The 24,951-nt window shown below is 67.2% G+C and carries 25 protein-coding genes; 5 read left to right on the top strand and 20 right to left on the bottom strand.

Annotated features, from left to right (window positions below; all coding sequences use genetic code 11):
• Positions 1-661: 661 nt before the first annotated feature.
• Positions 662-1,012 (top strand): hypothetical protein, encoded by a 351-nt coding sequence (locus tag BM162_RS18725; RefSeq protein WP_093425032.1) that lies wholly within the window; start codon positions 662-664, stop codon positions 1,010-1,012.
• A gap of 148 nt (positions 1,013-1,160) precedes the next feature.
• Positions 1,161-2,225, top strand: coding sequence for a YncE family protein (locus tag BM162_RS18720; protein WP_093425030.1), 1,065 nt, complete (start codon positions 1,161-1,163; stop codon positions 2,223-2,225).
• Positions 2,226-2,432: 207 nt separating this feature from the next.
• On the opposite strand, the gene BM162_RS23365 is transcribed toward BM162_RS18720, so the two are convergent.
• The 11 genes from BM162_RS23365 to BM162_RS18665 form a co-directional block, all read right to left on the bottom strand.
• On the bottom strand, positions 2,433-2,711 hold the full coding sequence (locus BM162_RS23365; RefSeq protein WP_177215259.1) for a copper-binding protein: 279 nt from the start codon (positions 2,709-2,711) through the stop codon (positions 2,433-2,435).
• Positions 2,712-2,727: 16 nt separating this feature from the next.
• Positions 2,728-3,204 (bottom strand): cupredoxin domain-containing protein, encoded by a 477-nt coding sequence (locus BM162_RS23360; protein WP_177215258.1) that lies wholly within the window; start codon positions 3,202-3,204, stop codon positions 2,728-2,730.
• A gap of 28 nt (positions 3,205-3,232) precedes the next feature.
• Entirely contained in the window at positions 3,233-4,579 is a 1,347-nt protein-coding gene (locus tag BM162_RS18710) for a multicopper oxidase family protein (protein ID WP_245759338.1), read from the bottom strand.
• A gap of 11 nt (positions 4,580-4,590) precedes the next feature.
• Entirely contained in the window at positions 4,591-6,057 is a 1,467-nt protein-coding gene (locus BM162_RS18705; RefSeq protein ID WP_093425028.1) for a TolC family protein, read from the bottom strand.
• The gene (locus BM162_RS23160) at positions 6,054-6,275 is read right to left on the bottom strand and encodes a hypothetical protein (protein ID WP_093425026.1); all 222 of its coding nucleotides are present in this window, start codon (positions 6,273-6,275) and stop codon (positions 6,054-6,056) included. Before BM162_RS23160 ends, BM162_RS18705 begins: the two co-directional genes overlap by 4 nt.
• A gap of 788 nt (positions 6,276-7,063) precedes the next feature.
• Positions 7,064-8,221, bottom strand: coding sequence for a c-type cytochrome biogenesis protein CcmI (ccmI, locus tag BM162_RS18690; RefSeq protein ID WP_245759340.1), 1,158 nt, complete (start codon positions 8,219-8,221; stop codon positions 7,064-7,066).
• A 5-nt stretch (positions 8,222-8,226) separates the two neighbouring features.
• On the bottom strand, positions 8,227-8,703 hold the full coding sequence (locus tag BM162_RS18685; RefSeq protein ID WP_093425020.1) for a cytochrome c-type biogenesis protein: 477 nt from the start codon (positions 8,701-8,703) through the stop codon (positions 8,227-8,229).
• Complete coding sequence (locus tag BM162_RS18680; protein WP_093425018.1) at positions 8,700-9,269, bottom strand: DsbE family thiol:disulfide interchange protein; 570 nt, start codon at positions 9,267-9,269, stop codon at positions 8,700-8,702. Before BM162_RS18680 ends, BM162_RS18685 begins: the two co-directional genes overlap by 4 nt.
• A gap of 4 nt (positions 9,270-9,273) precedes the next feature.
• Positions 9,274-11,274, bottom strand: a complete 2,001-nt coding sequence (locus BM162_RS18675; protein ID WP_093425016.1) for a heme lyase CcmF/NrfE family subunit — start codon at positions 11,272-11,274, stop codon at positions 9,274-9,276.
• Positions 11,271-12,752: an ATP-binding protein gene (locus BM162_RS18670; protein ID WP_093425015.1), complete on the bottom strand. Its 1,482-nt coding sequence runs from the start codon at positions 12,750-12,752 to the stop codon at positions 11,271-11,273. The genes BM162_RS18675 and BM162_RS18670 overlap by 4 nt, the downstream gene beginning before the upstream one ends.
• Complete coding sequence (locus BM162_RS18665) at positions 12,749-13,471, bottom strand: response regulator (RefSeq protein WP_093425013.1); 723 nt, start codon at positions 13,469-13,471, stop codon at positions 12,749-12,751. The genes BM162_RS18670 and BM162_RS18665 overlap by 4 nt, the downstream gene beginning before the upstream one ends.
• A 173-nt stretch (positions 13,472-13,644) precedes the next feature.
• Here BM162_RS18665 and BM162_RS18660 point away from each other — a divergent pair, with 173 nt between their 5' ends.
• Positions 13,645-14,301: an EF-hand domain-containing protein gene (locus BM162_RS18660; RefSeq protein WP_093425054.1), complete on the top strand. Its 657-nt coding sequence runs from the start codon at positions 13,645-13,647 to the stop codon at positions 14,299-14,301.
• A 107-nt stretch (positions 14,302-14,408) separates the two neighbouring features.
• Here BM162_RS18660 and BM162_RS18655 read toward each other — a convergent pair whose 3' ends face one another.
• The 7 genes from BM162_RS18655 to petA form a co-directional block, all read right to left on the bottom strand.
• Positions 14,409-14,885, bottom strand: a complete 477-nt coding sequence (locus tag BM162_RS18655; protein ID WP_093425012.1) for a DUF411 domain-containing protein — start codon at positions 14,883-14,885, stop codon at positions 14,409-14,411.
• 140 nt (positions 14,886-15,025) lie between these two features.
• Complete coding sequence (locus BM162_RS18650) at positions 15,026-15,505, bottom strand: c-type cytochrome (protein WP_177215257.1); 480 nt, start codon at positions 15,503-15,505, stop codon at positions 15,026-15,028.
• Positions 15,506-15,574: 69 nt separating this feature from the next.
• Positions 15,575-16,495 (bottom strand): cytochrome c, encoded by a 921-nt coding sequence (locus tag BM162_RS18645; protein WP_093425011.1) that lies wholly within the window; start codon positions 16,493-16,495, stop codon positions 15,575-15,577.
• A 3-nt stretch (positions 16,496-16,498) separates the two neighbouring features.
• Positions 16,499-17,125: a c-type cytochrome gene (locus tag BM162_RS18640; RefSeq protein WP_093425010.1), complete on the bottom strand. Its 627-nt coding sequence runs from the start codon at positions 17,123-17,125 to the stop codon at positions 16,499-16,501.
• Between the two features lie 417 nt (positions 17,126-17,542).
• Positions 17,543-18,109, bottom strand: a complete 567-nt coding sequence (locus tag BM162_RS18635; RefSeq protein ID WP_093425008.1) for a L,D-transpeptidase — start codon at positions 18,107-18,109, stop codon at positions 17,543-17,545.
• Positions 18,110-18,269: 160 nt separating this feature from the next.
• A complete protein-coding gene (gene lgt / locus BM162_RS18630; RefSeq protein ID WP_093425006.1) occupies positions 18,270-19,202 on the bottom strand; it encodes a prolipoprotein diacylglyceryl transferase in 933 nt (310 codons plus the stop codon).
• Between the two features lie 134 nt (positions 19,203-19,336).
• A complete protein-coding gene (gene petA / locus BM162_RS18625; RefSeq protein WP_093425004.1) occupies positions 19,337-19,912 on the bottom strand; it encodes a ubiquinol-cytochrome c reductase iron-sulfur subunit in 576 nt (191 codons plus the stop codon).
• A 372-nt stretch (positions 19,913-20,284) separates the two neighbouring features.
• Here petA and BM162_RS18620 point away from each other — a divergent pair, with 372 nt between their 5' ends.
• Complete coding sequence (locus BM162_RS18620; protein WP_093425002.1) at positions 20,285-20,932, top strand: hypothetical protein; 648 nt, start codon at positions 20,285-20,287, stop codon at positions 20,930-20,932.
• 337 nt (positions 20,933-21,269) lie between these two features.
• Positions 21,270-22,745: an L-lactate permease gene (locus BM162_RS18615; RefSeq protein ID WP_093425000.1), complete on the top strand. Its 1,476-nt coding sequence runs from the start codon at positions 21,270-21,272 to the stop codon at positions 22,743-22,745.
• Positions 22,746-22,774: 29 nt separating this feature from the next.
• Here BM162_RS18615 and BM162_RS18610 read toward each other — a convergent pair whose 3' ends face one another.
• Positions 22,775-23,233: a c-type cytochrome gene (locus BM162_RS18610; RefSeq protein ID WP_093424998.1), complete on the bottom strand. Its 459-nt coding sequence runs from the start codon at positions 23,231-23,233 to the stop codon at positions 22,775-22,777.
• 192 nt (positions 23,234-23,425) lie between these two features.
• A partial coding sequence (glgP, locus tag BM162_RS18605) for an alpha-glucan family phosphorylase (RefSeq protein ID WP_143096219.1) occupies positions 23,426-24,951 on the bottom strand: 1,526 nt, incomplete at its 5' end.

The following is a 24,951-nucleotide window of genomic DNA, read 5'->3' as shown; positions in this document are numbered from 1 at the left end:
CGGCGCGGTGCGCCCGTAGACCAGAGAGGCAAAGAGCATGCCTTGCACCATGTCGGGGCGATTGCATGTGAAGCCTTCCCATTGGGGCGAGTAGGGGCAGTGCACCGCCTCGTATCGCTGAAAGTGCGGCGCCTCCGGCAACCTGCGGCGCAGCGCCAGCACGACCACGTCCAAGACTGCTCCGAACAGGAACGGCAGACGTAGCCCAGGCCGCAACGACCTCCGGCTCCATCAGATTGGTGACCGGTGACGCCGCACCTAAGCCCAGACGCATTCCCGCGAGGCTGCCGATGTTGGCCCAGCTTCCGGCGAAGGCAGCGAAACGGGTTAATGATCGAAGGCACGCGGTGCGGCGCAGAGCTTTGGGTGACCATTACCACGCAGTGCAGGGTCGCGGCGTGCCGGCTCAGGTCGCCGCCCAGAAGCCCGCCCGCCACGCGATAGCTGCTCCCGTGAGCACCCCGGTTATGCGACTGCCTGAAGTGAGTGATGCCGGGGCTCAAATGGCCCCGCGGCGAGCCTACTCGCTGGAGGGCATTCAACGGGGGCCGCGCCAAGGAGACGAGCCGTCGGGAGTCATTGCGGCCAGCACTCGTTTGACTTGCGTCAAGGCCTGGGCAGCAGCGGCGAGCTATGGCTGCGGGCAGAAAAGGAGGTGCCGGTGCGCCAATTCATGCAGAGGACAGCGAAGTTCAACGTATCCGGGATCGTCGTGATCCTGGTGGCGGTAACCTTTACCTTCGGTACGCTGCTGGACCTGCCAATTCCCGAACACCCGCCGTACTACCCCACGCACGAGGCGTTGCAGGTCCAAGCGGCGCCGCTGCAGGGCGTGTTGGCCGCTGCGGCCGTCAGCCATTGCCAGGACAATGTCGGTTGCCATGCCGCCGTCATCCCCGCGGCGCTGCCGATGTCAGGGGCAGGCCTCGCCGGCGCATCCCCGATGCCGGCGCGTGAGATAGCGGCGTCGGATCATCTGGGCGACCTCTTTCGGCCTCCGCCGCAGGCCTGACCCGCGTGACAGGCCTTGCTGTCGTGCCGCACCCGGCGCCCGCCCGGACGCCAATCTCTCTGACCCAACATCGGCCTCCGGCGGTCTGCGCGTCCTGTCATTTTCGTGGCGGCCGCGGGCGCGATCGGGGGCGCGAAGGACACAGCCCATGGTTATTAAGACACTCGCAACCTTCCTCGCTTCCGCATCCTTTGCCGCGCTGACCGCCGGCGCAGGCGTGGCGCAGACCGTCTATGTCCCCGAGGGCAGCGGCAATTCTGTTCTCGTCGTGGACGGCGCAACCGGCCGGACGCTCAACCGCATCGAGGGCGTCGAGGCCGTGCACGGCCTGGGCGGTGCCTCCGGCGTGCCGGTGCTGGTCGCGGGCAGTTTCGCCGAGGTCGACCGCGCCGACGCGATGGCCGCAGACCGTCCCGCCGGTGTCTCGGCCGACGATCACGCCGTCCACCACGCCAAGCCGGAGGGCCGAAAGGGACCAGCCAATGCAGCGCTGAGCATGCTCAGCGTGATCGACGTCGAAACGGGCGAGATCCTGCGCCGCATCGAGGTGCCCGGTGCTGTGCACCACACAGCCGTCTCGCCCGACGGCCGCTTCGCCGTGGCGACGCACCCGGCGGGCGACGGGATTTCGGTCGTCGACCTGCACGACAACGAAACCGTCGCCTTCGTGCCAACCGGCGCGATGCCCAACTACGCCGTATTCGGCAGAGATCCCGAAACGGTCTACGTCTCGAACACGGGCAACGGCACGGTAAGCGAGGTGGATCTGACCCGCGGGATCGTCCGGCGCAACTTGGTCGCCGGTGAAACCCCCGAGCACATTGTCCTCGATCCGTCCGCAAACGCGCTTTACGTGGCCGATGCCGAGGCGGGCCGGGTGCTGGAGCTGTCGCTCGACAGCGGCGAGACCGAACGTAGCTTCGATATCGGCGGCGAGATCCACGGGCTGGGCCTGACCGCCGACGGCGGACGACTGGTCGTGGCAGGGCGGGGAGAGGACAAGCTCGTCTCGATCGATCTGTCCGACGGCACGACGACCGCCGCACCGCTGGGCCCCGAACCCTATCACTTGACGCCGGTGCCGGGCACCGGTGTGCTGTTCGTGTCGTCGCGGGCGGAGCCCAAGGTCTGGGTGGTCGACGCGGCGACGCTGAAGCCCACGAGCGACTTTGCGGTCCAAGGCGAAGGCCACCAGATGGTTGCGCTCCCGTAAGCGCTTCGAGCGAGCCGGGCCGTCCGCGCATGACATGCAACGGGAAGGTGAATACGCACGGCGATCACGCTGCCCGCAGCCGGACACGTTCGGCTCCGCTGTCGCGGGCCGCGGGCGTGCCGCGCCCCCGGAGAGCACATGCTCCAGCGCCGTACGGGTTCAGATTTCGATACACCGCGCCGCCCCGTGGGGCGGCGCGGCGGCCGTTCAGCGTAGCTCGGTGACCGTGAGCTTTCCGTTCACGCGATCGGCGGCGAACTCGAGCTCGGCGCCCTCGGACAGCATTCCGGCCATGGCCGGATCGGCCAACACGAAGACCATGGTCATCGCCGGCATGTCGAGGCTCGTAAGCTCCTCGTGGATCAGCGTGACTTTGCCGCCCTCCGCATCGAGCTTCTTCACCTTGCCTTTTACAAAATGCGCGTCGGCGAAGGCGGGCGCGACCGAGAGGCTGAGCGCGGCAAAGAGAGGGATCAGTCGTTTCATGAGTTTCTCCGAGAGTTCAGTTGACGAGAATGGGGCCTTGCATGCCGGACTCGTAATGGCCGGGCAGCAGGCAGGCGAACTCGAAGCCGCCAGCCTTCGAGAAAGTCCAGATGATCTCGCCGGTCTCGCCCGGCTCCAGGCGCACGGAGTTCGGGTCGTCGTGCTCCATCTCGGGGAAGCGCGCCATTAGCTCCATGTGCTCTCCGTTCTTCGCGTGGCTATCCAGCACGAATTCGTGCTCGGCCAGCCCCTCATTGCTGACGACGAAGCGTACCGTCTCGCCTTCCGCGAAAAACAGCTCGCTCGGCTCGAATACCATCTCGCCGTTGTCGAGCTCGCGCATGGTCATCTCAACCACCCGCGTCGCTTCCGCAGCTTCGCCGGGACGGCCGGCGGCCATCTCTTCGTGATGGGGGGCCGTGTGGGTGCCGCTGGCCACCGCGGCCCCCGTTATAAGGCTCAGCGCCGCGGCGCCGATCAGTTTCCTGCTCATTTTGCTGTTTCCTATTTTGGTTCACGCCTCACGACCCTTGCGGGCGTGGCGTCAGAACGGTCCGGGCGCTGATCTGCCGGACCGGGTCGGGCAGGTCGCCCGTCCATTCCAGGGCCTCGGTTCCCGGCGGATTCTCGTACCATCCGGGGTCGGCGTAGTCGTCGGGCGCAATTCCCTCGCGCACCTTCACCACGGAGAACATGCCGCCCATCTCCAGCGGGCCGTGCGGCCCCCATCCGGCCATCATCGGCACGGTATTGGAGGGCAACTCCATGCTCATCTCACCCATGTCGGCCATGCCTGCGGTGCCCATGGGCATGTATTCGGGCTGCTGGCGGCGGATCATCTGCGACAGCCGGTCCTTGCTGGCACCAATGAACGTGGGAATGTCGTGGCCCATCGCATTCATGGTATGGTGCGACTTGTGGCAGTGGATCGCCCAGTCGCCCTCGTGCACGGCGTCGAACTCGTAGGCGCGCATCGCGCCCACGGGAATGTCGATGGACACTTCGGGCCAAGCGGCTTCGGGCGGCACCCAGCCGCCGTCGGTGCAGGTCACCTTGAAGTCGTAGCCGTGCATGTGGATCGGGTGGTTGGTCATCGTCAGGTTGCCGACCCGCACCCGTACGCGGTCGCCTTTCGCCACGACGAGCGGGTCGATGTCAGGAAAAATCCGGCTGTTCCACGTCCAGAGGTTGAAGTCCGTCATTTCCATGACGCGGGGAACGTGGCTGCCGGGGTCGATGTCGTAGGCGGCCAGCAGGAATGCGAAGTCGCGGTCCACTGGCATGAAGGCCGGATCCCGGGGATGCACGATGAACAGGCCCATCATGCCCATCGCCATCTGCACCATCTCGTCGGCGTGTGGGTGGTACATGAAGGTGCCAGATTTCACGAGGTCGAACTCGTAGGCAAAGGTCTTGCCCGAAGGAATGCCCTTGTGGCTGAGGCCGCCCACCCCGTCCATGCCCGAGGGCAGGATCAGGCCGTGCCAGTGCACGGATGTGTGCTCGGGCAGGCGGTTGGTGACGAAGATGCGTACCCGGTCGCCTTCCACCGCCTCGATGGTCGGTCCGGTGGACGTGCCGTTGTAGCCCCACAGACGCGCAGCCATGCCGTCGGCCATCTCGCGCTCGACGGGTTCGGCGACGAGGTGGAATTCCTTGACGCCGTCCTTCATGCGGAACGGCAGAGACCAGCCGTTCAGCGTGACGACCGGATTGTAAGGCCGACCCTGCGAGGGGGGCGGCGGAACGGCCGCACCGGTGGCAGGCGCTTCGGGAACCGCGCCCTGCGAGGTTTGGGCCACCGCCTCGGCGGCGACCAGGGTGGCACCGGCGGCGAGAAAATTCCGGCGGCTGAACTTGTGCATCATCTCCATGTTCCTCAATGTCCGGGCTCGGCCGCCGCGGCCGGACCCTCTCCGCCCCCGCCGGCGGGCGCTACCGCCCCGCCACCGTAAAGTGCGGCCGTCACGTTGGCCTCCGCCATCCAGTAGTCCGCTCGCGCGGCCGCGGCCGCGAGGCTGGCGTCCAGCCGGCCGCGGGTGTCAGCCAGCAAATCGAAGGTCGAGGTGATCATGCCGTTGTAGCTGAGCAGCGCCTCCTCCTCGATCGTGCGGCGCAGAGGCAAGACGCGCTCCTCCCACTGCTGGGCGATGCGATGCGCCCCGACCAGGGCGACATGCGCCTCGCGCGCCTCGGAGCGCACCTCCACTGCCTTGAGCGCCAGCAGATGCGCGGCGCGCATATAAGCCGCCTCGCCCTGGCGCAGCCGCGCAGCGCCATTGTCGAAGACGGGGATTTCCAGCGCGATCTCGGCATCCAATCCGACGGTCTCAGCGCTCTCAACGGCACCGTCCTCCTCCTCGCGCTCGACCTCCACACCGAGGGCGAGGTCGATGTCCGACAGTACGCGCGTTCGGTCGGCCAGACGGTACTCCTGCGCCACCGCTTCCAACTCCAGTGCGGCGGCGGCGAGGTCCACGCGCGCAGCCAACGCCTCGGCCTCAAGGTTTTCGCGCGCCGAGAGATGCGGCAATGGCGGCAGCGCGTCGGGCACGAAGTAGCGCAGGTCCGCACCGAAAAGGCCCATCGCCCGAGTCAGCCGCTCCTTGGCCAGTTGGGCGTCCAGCCGCGCCCGGGCCCTCTGCGCCTCCAGTTCGGCGGCAAGAGCGAGTTCGCGAGCCTGCCCCGCACGATTAAGTGCACCGGTAGCCCCGAGCTGCTGCGCCAACTCCGCGCCGGCTGCCGCCATCTCCTGCGCCTGGCCCAAAAGCGCGGATTGCTCGAAAGCGGCGACGGCTTCGATCCAGGCCCGGCGAGCCTCCGCGGCCACGCGCAATGTATCGGCGGAGGCGGCGAGTTGCGCCTGCCGGAAGCGCAGCTCGGCAATTCGGCTCCGCTGCTTGCGCGTCGTCAAGCCGATCACGCTGGCAGCCACGCCGCCCTCGATGACGCGGTAGCCGTTGAGCGAGGGCGAACCGATGCCCAGCACGCCCAGATGCAGCACCGGGTTGGGCAAGAGCGCCGCCTGCCATGCCTCGGCGGCCGAGATGCCCAAATCGGCATAGGCTGCCTGAAGCGCTCGGTTGTTCAGGAGTGCGACCTGAACGGCGGTATCGGCTGAGATGGTCTTGCCGCGCACGATGGCGGCCACCTGCTCGGAATTGGCGGCGATCTCGGCCGGGGTTTGAAGCCAGACGGCATTCGCACCCGTGGCGCTGCGGGAGGTGCTGGCGACGCTCGCGAAGCCAGCGCGCTCCATCGCGGGGCCAAAGCCCGCCGGCGCGGCGCAGCCGCCCAGAACGGCCGCGACGGCGAGGCCTGCGGTGACCCTGAGACGCGCGTTCATCGGTTCGCTCCCGCGGGTGACTGACGGTCGTTGAGGCCGCGCCAGTCGCCCGGCTGGGTGAGGTCGGCGGGCGTGTCGCGCAAGGCGGGCACCGTCGGCGCCGTGACGAGAGGCGCGACGCTGGCCGCTGGCGCCAGAGGGGCGGCCGGTGGCAAGGGCGCGGCGGCCGCACAGCCGGCCAAAGCCAGCGGCGCAAGGGCCGCATATCGAATGGTCATAGATTTGTCCTGTCCAAGGTGAGCCTGTGGCACACGCGGATGCGTGCCAGTCGCCCGTCCCGGCGGGAGCGCCGGGCGAGGCGGGGTCAGGCCTTGGGTGGCCTTTGCAGTGCGTCGGGCTCGAACGCAGCATGGACGGCCTCGGCCGAGCATTCGGAATCCGCGCGCACCAGACGCCGGGCAGTGTCAAGGACCGGATCAGGATACACCGGACCTGCGCATTGATGGAAGGCGCAAGACCCCTGCGCACCGTCATGGGGTGCATGCGCGCCATGATCGTGCCCGCCGTCACGCGAGACAGACTGGGCCGAGGCATGCGCGGCTACGGCTTGCAAGGCGACCGCAGGCTCCTCGCAATGCGTGCCGTGGCCCACCCCCTGCACGACGGCCTGCGCGCCCACCGGTCCTGACAGGACCAGAAGGATTATGGCGCAGAACCGCCCGAGGAGGGGGTGCAATAGTCTCATCTTAAAATGGTATTGGTGCCGGTCGCGCGGCCTGTCAATCGGCCTTCGCAACGGGAAGGTCCGGCTGCGCCTCACCGCCGGCGGAAAGCGGCCTATAGCCTCGCCATTAGGTCCATGAAGTATGCCGGCGTGTCGAACAGCCGGAAGGTGCCTGCCTCACAACGTCGCCCATGCGGGCGCCGAAGAGTTGCCGGCCGGCGTAACGCCGGAATGTAGCGCACGGGCCGGTGCGCCTACCGGCAGCCGTCTGCAGTGCCGTAAAGGTCGTCCTTACCCGCATAGCTGCCGCCAGCTCGCGCCCTGCGGAGCGCAATCTCGCAGTCACTCGCGGTCATCGAGCGCCGCCAGGGCGTCTTGTACGGCGCCACGACGCGGATCGGCTTCCGGCACATTGTTCAGGAGCGGCTTGGCACGCAGATACGCGTCGCGCGCGGCATCGGTTTCGCCGAGCACCCGGTAGGCGTTGCCCAGCCGCAGCCATCCGTCGAGATCCTCGGGCTGCTGTTCCAACCGCGCCGCCAGCCTGTCCACCATCGACCGGATAAAGGCGCTGCGGTCCTCTTCACTCATTTCCTGTGCGGCAGCAACGTCGGCCGCGCTTGGGCCCCGCGGTTGCGTCACGAGCATCGGGGCGAAGTCGGCCATCGTCAGTGGCTCGCGGTCCAGCGCCTCTCCGATGCGGTTGGCCTGCGCGATGAAGGACTGCATCCACGGCGCGGGCCCCTCCGCGGCCTCCAGCCGCGCAACCAGCGTTTCGTGCGCCTCGGCGAGCTTGCCAGCCTGCTCGAGCGCGATCGCCCTGTAGAAGCTTGCGGCGGGGTTGCTGGGGTCGAGCGTGAGCGCGCGTTCGAGCGCTCGCTCCGCCCGTGGGGTGACGATGCCGCTCTCGGCGGCAATGAGCGCTTCGGCGAGAAGCGAGAAGGTGGCCGAGGTGGCCTCGCCGTCGCGCTCGGCAACGGTGGCGAAGGCGCGAGCCGCTCCGTCGAACCGGCCCATGCGAAGGTATGTCTGCCCAAGCAGCATCCACCCTTCGCTCGGGCCGCCGTCCGGCGCGCTTTCAAGCCTCTCCCGCAGCCGTTCACTCAGGTCCGCGATCTGTTCCGCCTGTGCGCGTTCCGCGCCGCGTTCGGCGAAGGCTGCACTCGCCACGCCGGGAGCACCCATGAGAGTATAATAGCCGGCAGCGGCGAGGGGGACGAGGAGCGCCGCCACGAAGATGGCACTGCGGCCCCCGGAGGGGGCGCGGTGGCCGGTGTCCCGGCGCGAGGCGGCGAGGAGTCGCCGCTTGATCTCCGCAGTGGCCGAGCGTGCCTCGTCCTCCGAGATCAGCCCTCGCTCGAGATCACGTTCGACCTCGTCGAGCTGATCGACAAACACGCCGACCCCGTCAGCAGCGGGAGCAGTGTCCGCCCTCGCGGCCCTGAGCGGCAGGAACGCCATCAGGATGGCCGAAAGGAGCCCCATGAGGCCGAAGAACATCCAGATCAAGACTGCGGCTCCCTTTTGTAGTCCTCGATGATGCGCGCCACCCGGGCGTCGTCCTCCGGGTCGAGAGCCGCCTGTCGGCGGCGCTTGCGGTTCCCGGCGACAACGGCCGCCCCTGCGGCCAGCGCGAGAAGGGCGAGCGCGGGTGGCGCGAACCAGAGCACGTAAGTCTCGGGCTTGAACGGCGGCTTCAGGAGAACGAAGTCGCCGTACCGGGCCGTGACGAAGGCGATGACCTGCTCGTCGGTGTCGCCCGCCTCCAGTCGCTCGCGCACGAGCAGGCGCAGATCGCGCGCGACGCCCGCGTTGGAACTGTCGATGTCCTGGTTTTGGCAGACCACGCAGCGAAGCTGTCGCGAAATTCCGCGCGCCCGCGCCTCGAGCGCCGGATCCGCGAGGATCTCGTCGGGCTCTACGGCGCTGGCCGCAACCGGCAGCAGCAAGGCAAGGCCAAAAACCGCGATGAGCTTTTTCATGAGCCTTCTCCTTGCAGAGGGACCGCGCGAGCCTGCGCGAGGGCGATACCGAATTCTTCCACCGCCTCGTCTCCGACGACGGGGCCCACGTAGCGAAAGAGGACCGTGCCGTCGGAGCCGACGATGAAGGTTTCCGGCACGCCGGAGATGCCCCATTCGATCCCGGCGCGGCCATCGAGATCGGAGCCGATCCGCTCGTACGGGTTGCCGAGGTTTTCGAGCCAGGCGACGGCATCCTCGGGCTGGTCCTTGTAGTTGATGCCGAAGAGCCGCACGCCTTCCTCGTCGACGAAGCGGGTGAGGACGGCATGCTCCGCCCGGCATGGCACGCACCAGGAGGCGAAGACGTTGACGACCACGGCGCCGTCGTTGTCCGCGAGATCTTCCTGCGCGAGGCCGGGCACGCCGGCGCCTGGGACGGGGGGCAGGTCGAAGGCGGGGGCGGGCTGGGAGATCAAAACCGAGGGAAGTTCACTCGGATCGCGATCCGGGTTCAGTCCCCAGAGGAAGAACGCCCCGAAGACGATCGCGATGAGCAGGGGAATGAGCGCGAGCAGCCTGACCATCGTGTCACTCCGCCGCCACGGCCGCTGGCGTCGCGGAAGGACGCTTCGGCGCCCCGACGCGCAGCCGGCGGTCCGAAAGCGATAGCCCTCCGCCCGCGAAGAGCATCACGGCGCCGAGCCAGATGAAGTTGACCAGCGGCTCGTAGAGGATGCGCAGTGTCCAGGCACCCGATGCGCTGGCCTCGTCGGAGGCGGGTTCCGCGAGGGAGGCATAGAGGTCGCCCGCGAGCGTCGAGCGGATGGCGCTCTCCGTCGTCGTGCTCTGTGCCACCGGATAGCTGCGCCGCTCCGGATAGAGGGTCTTCACAAAGGCTCCGTCCCGGCGCACCGTGAGCGTGCCGCGGTCGGCGATGTAGTTCGGCCCGTTCAGACGCTTGGCGCCCTCGAACGTGACGTCGAAGCCGGCAATCGAGACGTCGGAACCCGGGGTGACGAAGACGATTTCCTCAGACTTCCAGGCGCTGGACCCGGCGAACCCGAAGATGGCGACCGCGAGGCCCGCGTGGGCGAGCGTCATGCCGTGCGCCGCTCGTGGAAGCTTCCGCGCTCTGCGAAGGGACTCGCCGAGAGGCACCTCGGCGAGCCTGATGCGCAGGCCCCACTCACGCAGCGTGGCCAGAAGCAGCCAGACCGCCAGGAAGATCGCGAGATACGCCAGTACCGGGCCGCGCTCCGCGACATACCAGACGGCGAGGGCGGCCAGCCCCGACAGCGCCGCCACGAAGCGCAGGCGCTGGAGAACGCCGCCGAGGTCCGCCCGCTTCCACGACAGGAACGGACCGAGCCCCATGACGAAGACCAGCGGGAGCATCATCGGCACGAAGGACGAGTTGAAGAAGGGCGGGCCCACCGACAGCTTGTCGCCGCCGGTCAGCGCTTCGTAGAAGAGCGGGTAGAGCGTGCCGAACAGCACCGTGCCGGTGGCGGCGGCGAGGATCAGGTTGTTGACGAGAAGCCCGCTTTCCCGGCTGATCGGCCGGAAGAGGCCGCCAGCCTCCATCATCGGCGCCCGCCAGGCGTAGAGCGCGAGCGAGCCGCCGATGGACAGCGCGAGCAGCATCAGGATGTAAAGTCCGCGCTCGGGATCGACCGCGAAGGCGTGCACCGAGGTCAGCATGCCGGAGCGGACGATGAAGGTGCCCAGGAGCGACAGCGAGAAGGTCAGGATCGCCAGCAGGATCGTCCAGCTTTTGAAGGCGTCCCGTTTCTCCGTCACGATGGCCGAGTGCAGCAGCGCGGTGCCCAGCAGCCACGGCATGAAGCTCACGTTCTCCACCGGGTCCCAGAACCACCAGCCGCCCCAGCCGAGCTCGTAATAGGCCCACCACGACCCGAGCGCGATGCCGGCGGTGAGGCTCATCCAGGCGGCCAGGGTCCACGGCCGCACCCAGCGCGCCCAGGCCGCGTCCACCCGACCCTCGAGGAGCGCCGCGACGGCGAAGGAGAAGACGATCGAGAACCCGACGTATCCGACGTAGAGAAGTGGCGGATGCATCGCGAGCCCGACATCCTGCAGGAGCGGGTTCAGGTCGTTGCCGTCGGGCGGCGGAGGAAAGACCCGCTCGAACGGGTTGGACGTCAGCAGGAGGAACGACAGGAAGCCGGTCGAAATCCAGGCCTGCACGGCCAGCGTGCGCGCCTTCAGTCGTTCGGGAATGTTGGCCCCGAAGAGAGAGACGGCCGCACCGAAGGCGACGAGGATCAGGACCCAGAGCACGAGCGAGCCTTCGTGGCTTCCCCAGGTGCCGGCGATCTTGAAGAGCATCGGCTTGAGGGAGTGCGAATTCTCGACGACGTTGCGCACGGTGAAGTCGCTGACGACGAAGGACCGCATGAGCGCGGCGAACGCGACCGCGACGAACAGAAGCTGCCCGAGGGAGGAGGCGCGTGCGGAGCGCATCCAGAGAAGGTTCCCCCGGGAGGCGCCTGCCAGCGGAAGAACGCTTTGGACCAGGGCGAGCCCCAGTGCGAGAGCGAGGGCGAAGTGGCCCAGTTCAGGTATCATCGGCTTTCCTCCGTTCTGCTGCCCGGGTCGGACCGCAGGGGCCCGATGGACACGGCGGTCTGCCGCTCGACCGTGTCGGAGCGATGCATCGGCGCGTCGCCGCCGAGCGGGACGATGATCGAGGCCCTGAGGCCGCCTTCGGGGCGGTTCGAAAGCCTGACATCGCCGCCGTGCGCCCGGACGATCGAACGGGCGATCGAGAGGCCGAGGCCGTGGCCACCGGTTTCCAGTGATCGCGAGGCTTCGAGCCGGTAGAACGGGTCGAACACCTGTTCGATCTGGTCGGCCGGAATGCCCGGGCCGTCGTCGGTGACCTCTATGACGAGGTCGCCGTCCGACGTGTGCCAGTCGATCCGGGCGCTGCCGCCATAGCGGCTGGCGTTCTCGAGGACGTTGCGCACGGCGCGTCGGAAGGCAGTGGGTCGCACGCGGGCCTTGACGACAGGACCCGCGCCGATTTCCACCTCCTCGACCATGTCGCGCGCCAAGGCGTCGAGGAATCCCGCGATCTCCACTGTCTCGGGCTCCTCCGCCCCGGTCAGTCCGCGCGCGAAGGTCAGCGTCGCTTCTGCCATCCGCTGCATCTCCTCGACGGACTCGATCAGGCTTTCCCGCGTTTCAGCGTCATCGACCATCTCGGCGCGGACCCGCAGGGCGGTCAGCGGCGAACGCAGATCATGGCCGACCGCGGCGAGAAGGCGCGTCCGGTCCGCGACGAAGCGCGTCAGGCGATCCTGCATCCGGTTGAACGCCTGCGTCAGGTCCTGCACCTCGGCGGGTCCCACGGCAGGAAGAGGATCGACCTCTTCGCCCCGGCCGAGTCTATCCGCCGCCCGCGCCAGTCCGCGCAGTGGTCGGGTGAGCCGCGACACGAGGAACCAGAAGGCGGTGACGAGGATAAGGCCGGCCGTGACAGCGAAAGAGAAGATCGAGACCATCGGCCATTGCAGAGGCGGGCGTTCGAAGCGGGTCCCGACGTTCAGCCAGTCACCGCCGGCGAGGGCGATCGACAGGTTCATCTCCACTGCAGAGAGTTCACCGCGCATCATGGCGCGGTGCAGTTCCGCCATTTCGGGCGAAAGATGTGGGAGGGGCAGGATCTGTCCCTCGATCCTGTGAAGCTCGACGCGGATCTCGCGTGTGTAGCTGTCGCCGAGCAGCGTGCGGACGTGACGCTCGATCCGGCCGCCGTCGGCGTGCTCCTGGTGGCTCACCTCGGGCGCGCTCGACAAGTCGAAGCGCACGAGCGGGGAATTCGCGGCGCGCAGGATCGAGGGTTGAAGCTCGGGCGGCGCCTCTTCGAGGAGTCGGGCCACGTTGGCCGCCCGTCCCGCCGCCTCGAAACCGAGGGCGGCTCGGACGGCAAGGCTGCGCTCGTCCACGAAGAGCCAGAGGCTGATCGCCTGCGCCGCCGCGAGCGCCGCGACGATAAGAAGGATGAGTTGCGCCCGCAGGCCGCGAAACGGAGGAACGGTCACTCGAGAACCTCCACCTCCGTCGCCAGGCAATAGCCGCCGTTCCGGACGGTGGTGATGACGCTGGGCCGAAGCGGATCGGGCTCGATCTTCCGCCGCAGACGGCTGATCTGGTTGTCTATGATGCGGTCCATCGGCCCGGCAGCGCGCCCGGACGTCAGGTCCAGAAGTTGCTCGCGGCTCAGCACCATGCGCGGACGTTCCAGCAGGACTGTGAGAAGCCGGAAGTCCGCCGTCGTGAGCGGGATGATTTTACCCGCGTCGGTTTGCAGAACCCGCCGGTCCGACACCAGCGTAAGGTCGGCGAAACGGACGTTCTTTCCTGCGAACTGGCCCGCATGAGCTTCGCCCGGCTCGGCCCGTCGCAGCACCGCCTTGATCCGGGCGAGGAGTTCGCGCGGGTTGAACGGCTTGGGAAGATAGTCGTCGGCACCGATCTCAAGTCCGGCAATCCGATCCATTTCCTGTCCCAGGGCCGTGAGCATTATGATGGGCAAGCGTCTCTCGGCGGAAAGACGCTGACAGACCGAGAGGCCGGATTCCCCCGGCATCATGACGTCGAGCACCAGAAGATCGAAATGGCCGGAGGAAAGTTTCGCGTCCATTTCCTTCGCATCTCCCGCCGCTGTCGCGCGCATCCCGTTCTTTTCGAGAAAGCGCGTGACGGACTCGCGGATCTGGCGATGATCGTCGACGACGAGAATATGCGGAGACCCGTTCATAACTGGCCTTATAGCGCTCTCCCGGGGCTGTAGTGAGGCCCGGTTTTGTCACGGTTTGTATCAGCTTCGGTCTCTGCGACACATCGATACAAAAGCATCCCTTGTTGGGACTTCACGTTCGCGGGTGAAGTGCCCAAGTGTGTGGCACGGATACATATGGAGAGGAGAATATGATGAAAACGTTTGGATCGGCAGCGCTCGCGGCGGCGCTCGCTCTAACGGCCGGTGCGGCCTTGGCAGACGACGGCCACGGCCGTCGCGGTGCCGGCGGGTCCGGGATGTACGGCGCCCAGGGCGGCGGCCACGACATGATGCAGATGATGAAGATGCATTCCGGCATGGCTGGCTCTGGCGGTATGCCGGGAATGGGCATGATGGGTGCAGGCGGCATGCCGATGATGGGCGGCATGTCCATGATGGCGATGATGGAGCGATTCGACGCGGACGGGGACGGCACGGTGACGCCCGAGGAGCTTCGCACGGCGCTGCAGGGCCTGCTTCAGGAGTATGACGCCGACGGAAACGGCACCCTGTCGCTGGACGAGTTCGAGACCCTGCATAGCGCAATGATGCGCGAAGCCACCGTCGATCGCTTCCAGTTCCTCGACAACGACGGCGACGGCGAAGTGACGCCTGAGGAGATGGCCACTCCCGCAGATCGAATGGAACGCATGCAGGAGATGCGCAACCGGATGATGAGCGGTCCGGGCGGGAGCGCGGCGTCCGCGGGGCAGCCCGGGATGATGAACGGCAATTCCCAAGGCATGATGCAGGATGACGACGCCTCCGGCATGATGGAGGGCAATGGGATGGAGATGCAGGAAAACTGAGCGGCTCTCGCCGCCATGCACCTACGGCGCGGTAGCCCCGGCCGGAAGACGAGCGCCGCCAGTTCTGGCGGCGCTCGTTGTCGTTCGCTGGCCTGATCGACGGGGCTTCAGCCGCCGACCGAGTGAAACACCACGCCATCCCCGGCCGTCCCGCCGTAGGCGATGACCTCGAAGCTTGCGGAGAGATCGTTGCCCATTCCGGGCGAGCCAGCCGGCATACCCGGCACTGCGATGCCGTCGATGTCCGGGCGCTCGTCGAGGAGCTTCTTCACCGCCTCGAACGGCACATGTCCTTCGATGACGTAGCCGGCGATCGTGGCAGTGTGACAGGCCCAAAGGTCTTCCGGCACGGCTGCCTCCACCTTCATCCCCTCGTAGTCCTCGACATCTTCAAGCTCGACACGGTAGCCGTGCTCCGAGGCAAGCGCCGCCCATGCCCCGCAGCATCCGCAGGTGGGTGTCTTCCGCACCTCGAGCACGGCCTCCCCGGCAGATACGCTCTCGGCATGGGCGTTGTGGGGCAGCGCGGCGAACGCCGTCGCGAGCGCACCGACGGCAGCGGCGGCGAGACTGTAACTTCTCATTCCTGGTTCTCCTGTGCGAGTGAGGCGCCGCCTTTCGCTGTTGCGCCGGCGGCGGGTCGTGGGTTGCAGGATGTGGATGGTCATGCGGTCGGGAATGTGCCCGAAGGTCGCGGATAGCGAAACCGAGGGAGGGGGCCCTCTCAGGAGCCGGCGAGGTCGGCCGCCGTTCTCTCTGCCTGCACATTGCGTTGTCGCTCGGGCCAGGTCGACTTGATGAAGGCGATGATGTTCCAGATGTCCTGGTCGTCCAGCGCCTCGCCGAAGCCGGGCATGCCGCTGTCGAACTCGATCCCGTCCTTCGCAAGCGCTTCCTTTCCGCCGAGCGCCGTGTAGTCGAACAGCACCCTGTCCGGGTGATGCCAGGTGTGACCCGTCTCGTCGTGCGGTGGGGCGGGCAGGCGCCCGTCGGCGCCGGCCGTTCTCCAGTCCGGTTGCCCCTGGAGGTCTGCGCCGTGGCAGGAGGAGCAGTACTCCCCGTAGAGGGCCTCTCCACGGGCGAGGTCGACGGCCGCGGGTTGCCGGAAGGACGTCACCGAAGGGGGTTTCTGTCCGGTGACCCACCAGGCGACGGCCGCGGCGGCGGCAGCGATCGCTCCTCCGGCGATGAGATAGCGCAGCATGAATGTCCTCCGGTGCGAGGCCGACGCGGCCCCGCAAGCTGGTCATGGTTTCCCTGCGAAGAGGCGCTCTCAGTCGCCCGCCGCAACCTGCACACCGCCGCTCAGGTCGTTGTCCAGGAGGTAGATCGCCATCGCCTCCCGGTCAGCCTGGCTCAGGAACGCGGTTCCCTGCGCAACCACTTCGCCCATGCTGCCTCCGAACGCGTCGCCTGCAGGCGTGATGCCGGTCCGAAGCGCGTAGGCGAGGCTCGAAACCGTCCATCCCTCCGTCCTCAGCGCGTCGGGCCGTATCGACGGAGCCTTGCCTCCTCCCGGGAGATCGTCGCTTCCCGAAAGCACCGCTTCCAGCACGCGTGCGCCGGCGAAATTGCGGTCCGTGTGGCATGCGCCGCAATGAGCCGCTCCGCGCACGAGTTCCTTGCCGCGGTTCCAGGCGTCGCTTCTTCCTTCTTTCGGCGCGGTCGCGGGGGTGCGCAGGTAGGCAGCGCGCCACAGCTTCAATCCCCAGCGCTGGTCGAAGGGGAAAGCCACCTCGTGTTCCGGCGTCGGCTCATCCACCGGCGCCACCGTTCGGAAGGCGGCCCAGAGGTCCGCGATGTCCTGGTCGCTGAAGGATGCGTAGAACGGGTAGGTGAAGGTCGGGTAGTACGGCTCGCCGTCCGGTGAAATGCCTTGGCGCACTGCCCGGGCGAAATCGCGGATGCTCCAGCTTCCGATGCCGGCATCGGGATCGGTTGTGAGGTTCGGCGGATGAAACACGCCGAAGTCGGTCTCGAGCGGGGCGCCGCCGGCGAGCGGAGGGCCGCCGGCTTCGAAGTTCGTGTGACAGGCAATGCATCCGCTCGCGCGGGCGAGGTACGCCCCGCGCTGAACATCGCCCTCCGGCATGATTTCTGCCGGAGGTTTGCCAATCGGCCAGGCTGCGACCGCCGCGAGTGCCGCGACACCCGCTGCGACCGCCGCGACGCCGGTTCCGATCATCCGCTTCATGGGTCAGTCGTCCTCGGCGCGGAACCGGGTGTGGCACGTGGAGCAGACCCGGCTCGTCATCTCGAAGGCGGCGGAGGCGGGCATCGCGCCGATCTGCTCGGCTGTCATGCCTTGACCAGGAGCGCCTCCCATGGCCGACCCGCCTCCCATCATCGTGTCGGACCCGCCCATCATGGAGCTTCCGCCCATCATCGGCTTCCCGCCCATCATCGAGTTCCCGCCCATCATGCTGTCTGCGGACATTCCGCCGCCCGCAGCCGCGAGGCCGTTGGCGGCCGCCAGCTCAAGGCCATCGGCTGCGACCGCGAGTTGTTGCGCCAAGGCGCTGAAATCGCCCCAGTTCTCCCAAATCGCATCCTTGGCCTCCGACGGCGGGGCGGTCGTTCCCTCCGGGAAGCGCGAGGTGATCGCCTCTCCGGCGTGCCGGGAAATCACCGCCGCCGCCTCGCGGACCGCGTGGGCATCGTACTCTTCTTCGCCGCGCATCATGGGAGCGAGCGACTTCACGGCCTTGCCCATCGCAGCCATGCCGTCCATCCGCTCCTTGACCACGCCTGTCGCACCGCCATGCGCCCAAACGGCAGCCCCGGCGGCCGTCGCCAGCGCAGCGATCATTATCATCTTTTTCATCTGTCCAAATCCTGTTCCGTATTCCGCGTCTCGGGCTATTGCTTCAGAGGCCCGGCTCGTGGAGGCGGCGGTTCGGATTCGGGGCTGAGCGACGTGCGTCGCACATGGGTCAGAAGAAACGCTTCAGGTGCGTCCGGGGTAGGCAGCGGACGAGCGGCGGTGGGCAGAAAGGCGGCGGTGACGTTGCAGTCGGGGCCGGCGTGGCACCCGTCATCCTCGTGCGCAGAATGGTCCGAAGCGGGAGGATGCGCGTCTTGCCGATCATGGAGCGCAGAATCCGCACCGCTTGCCGGAGCCGCGCCTGCGTTCGTGGCGAGCCCTGCTGCAATCAGGACGACGATCCCGCAGAGCAGTGCGCGAAGTACGTCCAGGCTCGCTTTCCAGCTTTTCGACATCCCGCTCGGCCCCGCTGCCTTTTCAGATCAGCTTCACCTGCGTTCCCACCGGCGTGCGGTCGAACACCTCCACGATGTGCTCGTTGAAAAGGCCGATGCACCCGTTGCTGGACCGCCGGCCGATTTTGCGCGTGTCGTTCGTCCCGTGGATGCGGTAATATTGCCAGGTCAGGTGCATCGCGCGCACGCCAAGCGGGTTCTGGGGGCCGGGGCCGACGTAGCGGGGCAGGGAGGGGTCGCGTTCCAGCATGGAGGGGGTCGGCGCCCAGTCCGGCGCCTCGTCCTTGAAGACGATCTCGGTGTATCCCCTGCGGGTCAGCTCGTCGCTGAGCGGCACCGACGTCGGATAGACCCGCATCTCGCCATCCAAGGTCCAGTGCTGAAGGACGCGCGTGCGCGTGTCGGAGATGATGATCCCTTTTCCGAGGGCGTCGAAGTGATCGCGCCAGTCATGGAGCCGGAAGGACGACACGTTCCTTCGCACGACGCCGGGTTCCGCTTCGAGAGCCGCCGGAAGGGCTGCGGCCAAGGCTGCTCCGCCGAGAATAAAATTCCTGCGCCCCAGCCGGGGCGGTCGAAACCTGCTCATCGTGTGCCTCGTCGTTCTTGTTCTGAGCTGTAGTGTCCCCCAACGCCGGCCCGTGATCAACTGACGAGGCCTCGAGATTTGTATCGCTGTGTATCCGATCCTCCGCCTGGCCATCGCGGTTGGCGAGCGTTCACAGACACCTGGACCCGTTTCCCGGGCCTCAGCGCGCCGCTCGTGCCGTCGCATCACGGCGTGGCGGTGACGAAAGCCCCCGGTGGCGGGCCCGCCATATCAGGCCCAGCCCGACAGCGATCATCGGGAGGGACAGGATCTGTCCCATGGTCAGGCCCCAGCCCGCGAAATGCAGGGCATGTCCGACCGGGTTGCCCTCGGCGACGAATTGCGCATCCGGTTGGCGGACGAGTTCCACCAGGCTTCTCGCAGCGCCGTAACCGGTGAGGAAGGCTCCTGTCATCGCCCCGGACGTCGCGAACCATCCGCGTCTCCATGCGAGGTAGACCAGCACGCCGCCGAGGAGCGCGCCTTCCAGCAGCGCCTCGTAGATCTGCGAAGGATGCCGCGCGCAGGGGGCGGCAATCTGGGCGCAGGCCCGCGCCGCATCGCCGGGGAAGACGACGCCCCAGGGGAGGTCTGTCGGGCGCCCCCAGAGTTCCGCGTTGATGAAATTCGCCAGGCGACCGAAAAACAGCCCAGGTGGCGTGGCCAAGGCGAGCAAGTCCGCGGTGTTCATCAGCCGGACCTTGTGACGGGCGCAGAAGACCAGCACGGCGAGCGCGACTCCGATGAAACCGCCGTGGAACGACATGCCGCCCTGCCAGACCTTGAGGATTTCGAGCGGGTGCTGGAGGTAAAATCCAGGCTGGTAGAACAGCACGAAGCCGAGGCGTCCTCCGAGGACGATTCCCAGGATCACCCAGGTTACGAGGTCATCCAACTGCTGTCGCGACAACGGCGGGTCGCCTGTCGACCACAGCTCCGCATCACGAAGCGCGATCACGCAGAGACGCCAACCGAGGAGGATGCCGGCGATGTAGGCAAGGGCATACCAGCGCAGGGCGAAGGCGAAGTTACCAATGTGGATCGAGAAGATCTCAGGGTCGAGATTCGGGAACGGGATGGCTGCAGAGAACATTTTATGTCTTTCAGAAGCTTGCGGGCACGTCGGCCGACAGTCCGCAAGATATGGGACGGGCCGATGACCCTCAGCTACGGCATGTCGGAGCCGCTCGTGCCGTAGATGCGAAAAAGTGAGCTTGTGTTTTGCGGCTACGCGAGTGCTGCGCCCAGCGTGAGCGTGCCGCCCTCCTCGTAGGTCAAGAGCGGCACTGCCAGGTTTTCGGGGGCCGGACCCTTCCGGATGCGGCCCGACACGTCGTAGTGCGAGCCGTGGCACGGGCAGAACCAGCCGCCAAAATCGCCGGCGCCGTCACCCAGCGGTACGCAGCCGAGATGTGTGCACACGCCGATCATGACGAGGAGCTCCTCGTGACCCGGAACGGTCCGGTTCGCATCGGTCGCAGGCGCTGTGCCGTCGATATTGGCGTTCCGTGCCACCGGATCCGGCAGCGCATCGAGGTCCGTGTCGCGGGCAGCGAGGACTTCCTCCTCGGTGCGGTGGCGGATGAAGACCGGTTTGCCGAGCCACTGCACGGTAAGCTGCGTGCCTGGCTCGACGTTAGAGAGATCGACGCGGATCACGGAAAGAGCCTCCACGTCCGCCGTCGGGTTCATCTGATCGATCAGTGGCCATATTGCCGCGCCGGCGGTCACCGTCGCCGCGCCCGCCGTGGCGTAGAAGAGGAAATCGCGCCTCGCAGGACTTTCTGATGTCGCGTCAACCATGCTGCGTCCTCCTTGGTGAGACATCTTGATCGCAGCCTCCCGCGCCGGAAGGTCAAACAGCTTGGACGAGCCAAAGTGTCGCGGCCCGACTTACCGCAGGTACGCTTCGCTCACGTACCGGTGCACCATACGCTGACTGCTGAAGCGAGGTGCGATTTTGACGATTGATCGCTTCCTCATCGCCACACAGGCCGCACGATCTCCGTTAGATAGCGGCAAAACCTCGTGCTTCGCCCAGCCAGCTGATCTTGATGGCTCTCGAAGAACCTAAAGGCTCCTGCCTTTTGAGGCGACTGGCACTCGGTGTCGACTTGGGATACGGGCCATGATTGGCTTGCTCCCGAGCGACCGCGATCGGCCTCCAGGAGAAAAATGCAACGCTTCTTTGCACTTGATATGCCGTTCCTGCGATTTGCGCGGAACACCATGCTCTTGAGCCTGGCGGGGCTCACGCCGCTCCTCGTGCTCTTCGTCACTCTGACGCCAGGCTTCGCGTCCGCATTGTCCGAGAGCGGCCAGGCACTCGGGCGATTTCTGCGTCAGGTCATCACCAACGGGCTGCCGATCGTTTTCGTGATGAATTTTCTCGCCTTCTTCCTCTATGCGTCGACCGAGGCGAGAGGAGACCTTGAGCGACGACCGGGCTTGACCCTGTTCCTCGACATATCGGCGAGGATCATTTCCTTCATAGCTCTGCACATCCTGATCTACGTCCTGTCCGCCGACTGGTTCGGGTCCTTCGGAGGCAGCCGCGCCACGGCGGTTCGCGTCGTGGCACCCACCCTCGCGCGTTCGGCCTTCTTCGAGAACATCTCGGGGGTCTATCTGTATGCGACGCTGGTCAGCGCCATTCCCCTCTATGTCACTGTGATCCAGCGTTGGCTAACGGAAGCCGGATTGGCGGCGCATCGGCCAGTCCGGGGAATTGCAGTGGCCTTATCACTCATGCTCTTCGGCGGAGTCGTCGCCCTTCTGACCGGGATTGCCTATCTTGTGACCGAACTCCAACCTACCAGGTGATGCGTCCAAGCGGACCGGCGCAGGATCGTGCCACGAATACCGCAAACTTGACGTCACCACGATCGCCGCGCCGGCCTATTGGAAGAGGCTCGCTCATTCTCGGGCATCTCCTTCAGCCGCCACACGGACGCCGTGGCGCACGACCCAAGGACTTAGTCTTTTCACGTACAGCAGGAACTGGGTCGAGACGCCGTCCGCGTCACCGTCAATGCGCGTTTCGCCGCAGGCCGGAAGGAAGAGCGTTTGAGCGAGGCCCGCAGCAGACGGCACCTGTTGGCCCGAGAGGCGGTCGGGTCCGAGGGTGGAAGCGAACGCGGCTTCTTGCTATGTAGCAGTCATGGTTCCAGTCCTCCTGGCAGCCGCTCCCCTCGGAGTCGTCCTCGTCGGGCTTGGCGTTCTAAAACGCTCGGCGGCCGTGGCCGGAGTGCTCGGCGTTGTCGTCGCCACCGTGCTCGCGCTCACCTACTTTCGGCCCGCCGGGTCCGCGGCTACGCTGGCATTGGTCGCCGGCGCCGAAGCGGCGCATGCGACGGCTACCATCCTCTGGATTATTTTGCCGGCTCTCGCGCTCTTCGCCTTCCAGAAACGGACCGGCGCGATCGACCGCATCCGCAATGCTCTGGCGCATATCACAGAGGAGAGACGGGTGCAGGCGATCCTCATTGCGTGGTTCTTCGGGCTCTTTGTCGAGGGAGCCGCGGGGTTCGGGACGCCGGTGGCCCTCGGGGCGCCGCTGCTCGTCGGTCTCGGCTACAGCCCGGCGCGCGCCGTCAGCCTCGCCCTCCTCGGGCACGCCGCGGGGGTGTCGTTCGGCGCCGTCGGCACGCCGGTGCTGGCCCAGGTCGAGGTGACAGGCCTCGGCGGCCGCGACATCGCCGGCAGGACCGCAACGCTGCACGCGATCGCCGCGCCTGTGCTGCTCGGGCTCATGGTCCGGCTCGCCGGGGACACGCCCCTCACGCGCGCGGAACTCGGCACGACGGGGCTGGCGGCGCTCTGCTTCCTCGTGCCCTACCTCGCGATCGCCTGGACGATCGGGCCTGAGTTGCCGACCCTCGGCGGCGCACTCATCGGCGTGAGCGCTTTCATCGCGATCCGACTGCGCGGGGGAAGAGCGGCGGGCCTCGGGTTCGGCGGCCTCCGGGCCGATCTCCTGCCGTACCTCGTGATCCTCGTTCTTGTCCTGTTCACCCGCCTGATCCCGCCCCTGCGGCAGGCGCTGGCGTCCTACGTCTGGCAGTGGGAGATCGCCCCCGGTGCCACGGTCGGCTTCCAGCCCGCCTACCACCCCGGCACCATCCTCCTGCTGGGGCTTCTGGCCGGCGCGTTGGTCGGGACACGCCGCCGCACCCTCGGCGGCGCGGTGGCGGAGGCCATATGGCGAATCCTGCCGGTCGCACTGGCCTTGCTGGCAATGCTCGCGCTTTCGCGCATCATGGTCCAGTTTGGCATGATCGACCTCCTCGCGGCGGCCGCCGCCCGGACCGGCGTCCTCTGGCCGCTGCTATCGCCCGCCGTGGGCGTGCTCGGGACCTTCATCACCGGCTCGGCCACGGCGTCGAACATCCTCTTCAGCGAGCTTCAGGTCACGACGGCAACGGCGCTGTCGCTCGGTCCCGGCCTCATGGCCGCATCGCAGGGCTTCGGGGCAGCGATCGGCAACGTGATCGCGCCGCACAATATCATCGCCGGAAGCGCAACCGTCGGCATGATCGGTCGTGAAGGCGATGTGCTAACAAGAACGTCCGGCGTGTGCGCCGTCTACGTTGCGCTCGGAGGGCTCGTGCTGCTTCTCGCGGCCGCTTGGGGCTGAAGCCGCTCAGGACCGGAGGATTGCGAGGCTCACTCGCTGATCAACTCCTTGAACCGCGCCGGCACCTGCTCCGGCGACAGATTTCGCTGCTCCTCCTCGTCGTGGGCGAAAGCCACCAGCGCCGACAGTTCCTCGCCGCTGCGGTCGATCTTCTCGCCGAAGAGGTCCTTCTGCTTCTGAACCATCGGGGCCGCACCGCGCCCCATCCTGGCCGCGAAGTGGAAGACGTTCACCGATCCGGGCGTGTCGGTTGCATTCAGCGAAGGGCCGATCTCGCCGTCGACGCCGTTGACCGAGTGGCAAACCTCGCAGCCCTTCTCGGCGAAGATCTCCTGGCCGCGCACGCTCCGCAGGGGCGGCAAGGCCAGCCCCAAGTCGAGCATCGCCTTCATGACCCGCTCCATCTGCTCGGGTTCGATGTCCTCCATGGCCTCGAAGTCGTGGCTATGCTCGTGGCCGGCGTGTACTTCGCACATCTGCTCGATCATGTCCGCCCCGCCGGACTCGCCTCGACCGCCTCGTCGTGCTCGTGCCCTCCTCAGAGCGGCAGTTCCCGTGCCGGCTCAAACCAGCGTCGCAATCATCAGCACTCTTATCGTCTTCTCCTCCTTCGGGTTCCTCGTATGGGTCGTGCCGGCCCAGTCGGCGGTCCGAGGGCCCGGAAAAGCAGTGCGACCGGCTCATCTCAGGTAAGCCTCGCTGGCGTAACGACGCATCATGCGCTGGCTGTTGAAGCGCGGGGCGATTTTGCTGATCGCCTGCTTCATCATCCAGCTCCAGCGGCGGGGGTCGTCGTACCAGAGCGGCAGGACCACGCGCTCGAGCTTGTCGTAGAGGTCCTGCGCGTCATCCTCGTGCCGGCGGTCATCGCCGCCGAGAGCCCAACCGGTGACGCCCTCGATCCAGGCCTCGATCCACCAGCCGTCGAGGACGCTGAGGTTCAGCCCTCCGTTCACCGCCGCCTTCATGCCGCTCGTCCCCGACGCCTCCATCGGCGGCAGCGGCGTGTTGAGCCAGATGTCGGCGCCGGCGACCATGATCTTGGCGAGCGCCATGTCGTAGCCCGGTAGGAACGCCATCGGCACCTCACCGCGGAGCTCATCCATCACCCGGTGGACGTGCTGGATCAGCGCCTTGCCGCCGTCGTCCTTCGGGTGCGCCTTGCCCGCCATGACCAGCTGGAACGGCCGTGCCGCGTGGATCGCGCGTAGCCGCGCGAGGTCGGCGAAGATGAGGTCGGGCCTCTTGTAGCCCGTCATCCTGCGTGCGAAGGCGATCACCGGCAGGTCGGGCTTGAGTTCAACACCCGTGCGGGCGCGGACCTCGGTGATGAGATCCAACTTCGCCGCGTCGTGCGCCGCGCGGATGTCGGCGTCCGGGAGCGTGTCCGCGACGGCGAGCTGCTCGGGGTCGTGGCCCCAGGCCGGCGCGATCCGCTGGAACAGCGCCGCAGTTGCGGAATGCGTCCAGGTCGGGACGTGGACCCTGTTCGTCACCGCCCGGATCGTGTAGCCCGGGAACATCTTCCGCGTCGTCTCGGCGTGGCGCAGCGCCACGCCGTTGACGAAGCCGCTGAGGTTGAGCGCGAGGCGCGTCATGTTGAGCCGGTCCTCGCCCCCCAGCAGGCGAAGCTGGCTGACCGGGATCAGCCCGTCGAGCTGCCGCTCGACGAGGTCGTAGGCAAAGTGGTCGTGCCCCGCCTCGACCGGCGTATGGGTGGTGAAGACGCAGACCTCGCGCACTCGGTCATCGTCGTAGTCGAGCACGTCGCCCGTCGAGATGCGCCGCGTTCGGGGGTGCCGACGCAACAGCGCCGCCGTCAGCAGCGCCGCATGCCCCTCGTTCATGTGGTAGGTCTCGATCTCGAAGCCGAGCGCCTGCAGGAGCATTTCGCCGCCGATGCCGAGCACGATCTCCTGCCTGAGCCGCCAGGCGGTGTCGCCGCCGTAGAGCCGGTCGGTGATGCCGCGGTCCTCGGGCGTGTTCTGATCGAGCCGGGTGTCGAGCAGCAGCACCGGGACGGAGTGGCCCAACGGGCAGGTCAGCACGTAGAGCCACGGCCTGATCCAGACCTGCCGCCCCTCGATTGGCACCGCCACCATGGCGCCGAGCGGCGTCGCCCACTCTGCCGGATCCCAGGGGTCGGGGTGGTCGACCTGCCGGCCCTCGGCGTCGATCTCCTGCCGCAGGTAGCCCTCGCGGCTGA

The sequence above is a fragment of the Tranquillimonas alkanivorans genome, assembly GCF_900115595.1.
GTDB lineage: Bacteria > Pseudomonadota > Alphaproteobacteria > Rhodobacterales > Rhodobacteraceae > Tranquillimonas > Tranquillimonas alkanivorans.
The sequence above is the reverse complement of the archived record's forward strand: the minus strand, read 5'-3'. Positions and strand labels throughout refer to the sequence as shown.

Excerpts from the sequence above, each read along its gene's own strand:
- BM162_RS18665 (WP_093425013.1), bottom strand. The coding sequence starts at position 13,471 with ATGAACGGGTCTCCGCATATTCTCGTCGTCGACGATCATCGCCAGATC.
- BM162_RS18685 (WP_093425020.1), bottom strand. The coding sequence starts at position 8,703 with ATGAAAAAGCTCATCGCGGTTTTTGGCCTTGCCTTGCTGCTGCCGGTT.
- BM162_RS18705 (WP_093425028.1), bottom strand. The coding sequence starts at position 6,057 with ATGAACGCGCGTCTCAGGGTCACCGCAGGCCTCGCCGTCGCGGCCGTT.
- BM162_RS18650 (WP_177215257.1), bottom strand. The coding sequence starts at position 15,505 with ATGCTGCGCTATCTCATCGCCGGAGGAGCGATCGCTGCCGCCGCCGCG.
- petA (WP_093425004.1), bottom strand. The coding sequence starts at position 19,912 with ATGGTTGACGCGACATCAGAAAGTCCTGCGAGGCGCGATTTCCTCTTC.
- BM162_RS18640 (WP_093425010.1), bottom strand. The coding sequence starts at position 17,125 with ATGAAAAAGATGATAATGATCGCTGCGCTGGCGACGGCCGCCGGGGCT.
- BM162_RS18645 (WP_093425011.1), bottom strand. The coding sequence starts at position 16,495 with ATGAAGCGGATGATCGGAACCGGCGTCGCGGCGGTCGCAGCGGGTGTC.
- BM162_RS18680 (WP_093425018.1), bottom strand. The coding sequence starts at position 9,269 with ATGGTCAGGCTGCTCGCGCTCATTCCCCTGCTCATCGCGATCGTCTTC.
- BM162_RS18615 (WP_093425000.1), top strand. The coding sequence starts at position 21,270 with ATGGTTCCAGTCCTCCTGGCAGCCGCTCCCCTCGGAGTCGTCCTCGTC.
- BM162_RS23360 (WP_177215258.1), bottom strand. The coding sequence starts at position 3,204 with ATGAGCAGGAAACTGATCGGCGCCGCGGCGCTGAGCCTTATAACGGGG.
- lgt (WP_093425006.1), bottom strand. The coding sequence starts at position 19,202 with ATGTTCTCTGCAGCCATCCCGTTCCCGAATCTCGACCCTGAGATCTTC.
- BM162_RS18660 (WP_093425054.1), top strand. The coding sequence starts at position 13,645 with ATGAAAACGTTTGGATCGGCAGCGCTCGCGGCGGCGCTCGCTCTAACG.
- BM162_RS18655 (WP_093425012.1), bottom strand. The coding sequence starts at position 14,885 with ATGAGAAGTTACAGTCTCGCCGCCGCTGCCGTCGGTGCGCTCGCGACG.
- BM162_RS18675 (WP_093425016.1), bottom strand. The coding sequence starts at position 11,274 with ATGATACCTGAACTGGGCCACTTCGCCCTCGCTCTCGCACTGGGGCTC.
- BM162_RS18720 (WP_093425030.1), top strand. The coding sequence starts at position 1,161 with ATGGTTATTAAGACACTCGCAACCTTCCTCGCTTCCGCATCCTTTGCC.
- BM162_RS18610 (WP_093424998.1), bottom strand. The coding sequence starts at position 23,233 with ATGATCGAGCAGATGTGCGAAGTACACGCCGGCCACGAGCATAGCCAC.
- BM162_RS23365 (WP_177215259.1), bottom strand. The coding sequence starts at position 2,711 with ATGAAACGACTGATCCCTCTCTTTGCCGCGCTCAGCCTCTCGGTCGCG.
- BM162_RS23160 (WP_093425026.1), bottom strand. The coding sequence starts at position 6,275 with ATGACCATTCGATATGCGGCCCTTGCGCCGCTGGCTTTGGCCGGCTGT.
- BM162_RS18620 (WP_093425002.1), top strand. The coding sequence starts at position 20,285 with ATGCAACGCTTCTTTGCACTTGATATGCCGTTCCTGCGATTTGCGCGG.
- ccmI (WP_245759340.1), bottom strand. The coding sequence starts at position 8,221 with ATGTTCTTCGGCCTCATGGGGCTCCTTTCGGCCATCCTGATGGCGTTC.
- BM162_RS18635 (WP_093425008.1), bottom strand. The coding sequence starts at position 18,109 with ATGAGCAGGTTTCGACCGCCCCGGCTGGGGCGCAGGAATTTTATTCTC.
- BM162_RS18710 (WP_245759338.1), bottom strand. The coding sequence starts at position 4,579 with ATGATGCACAAGTTCAGCCGCCGGAATTTTCTCGCCGCCGGTGCCACC.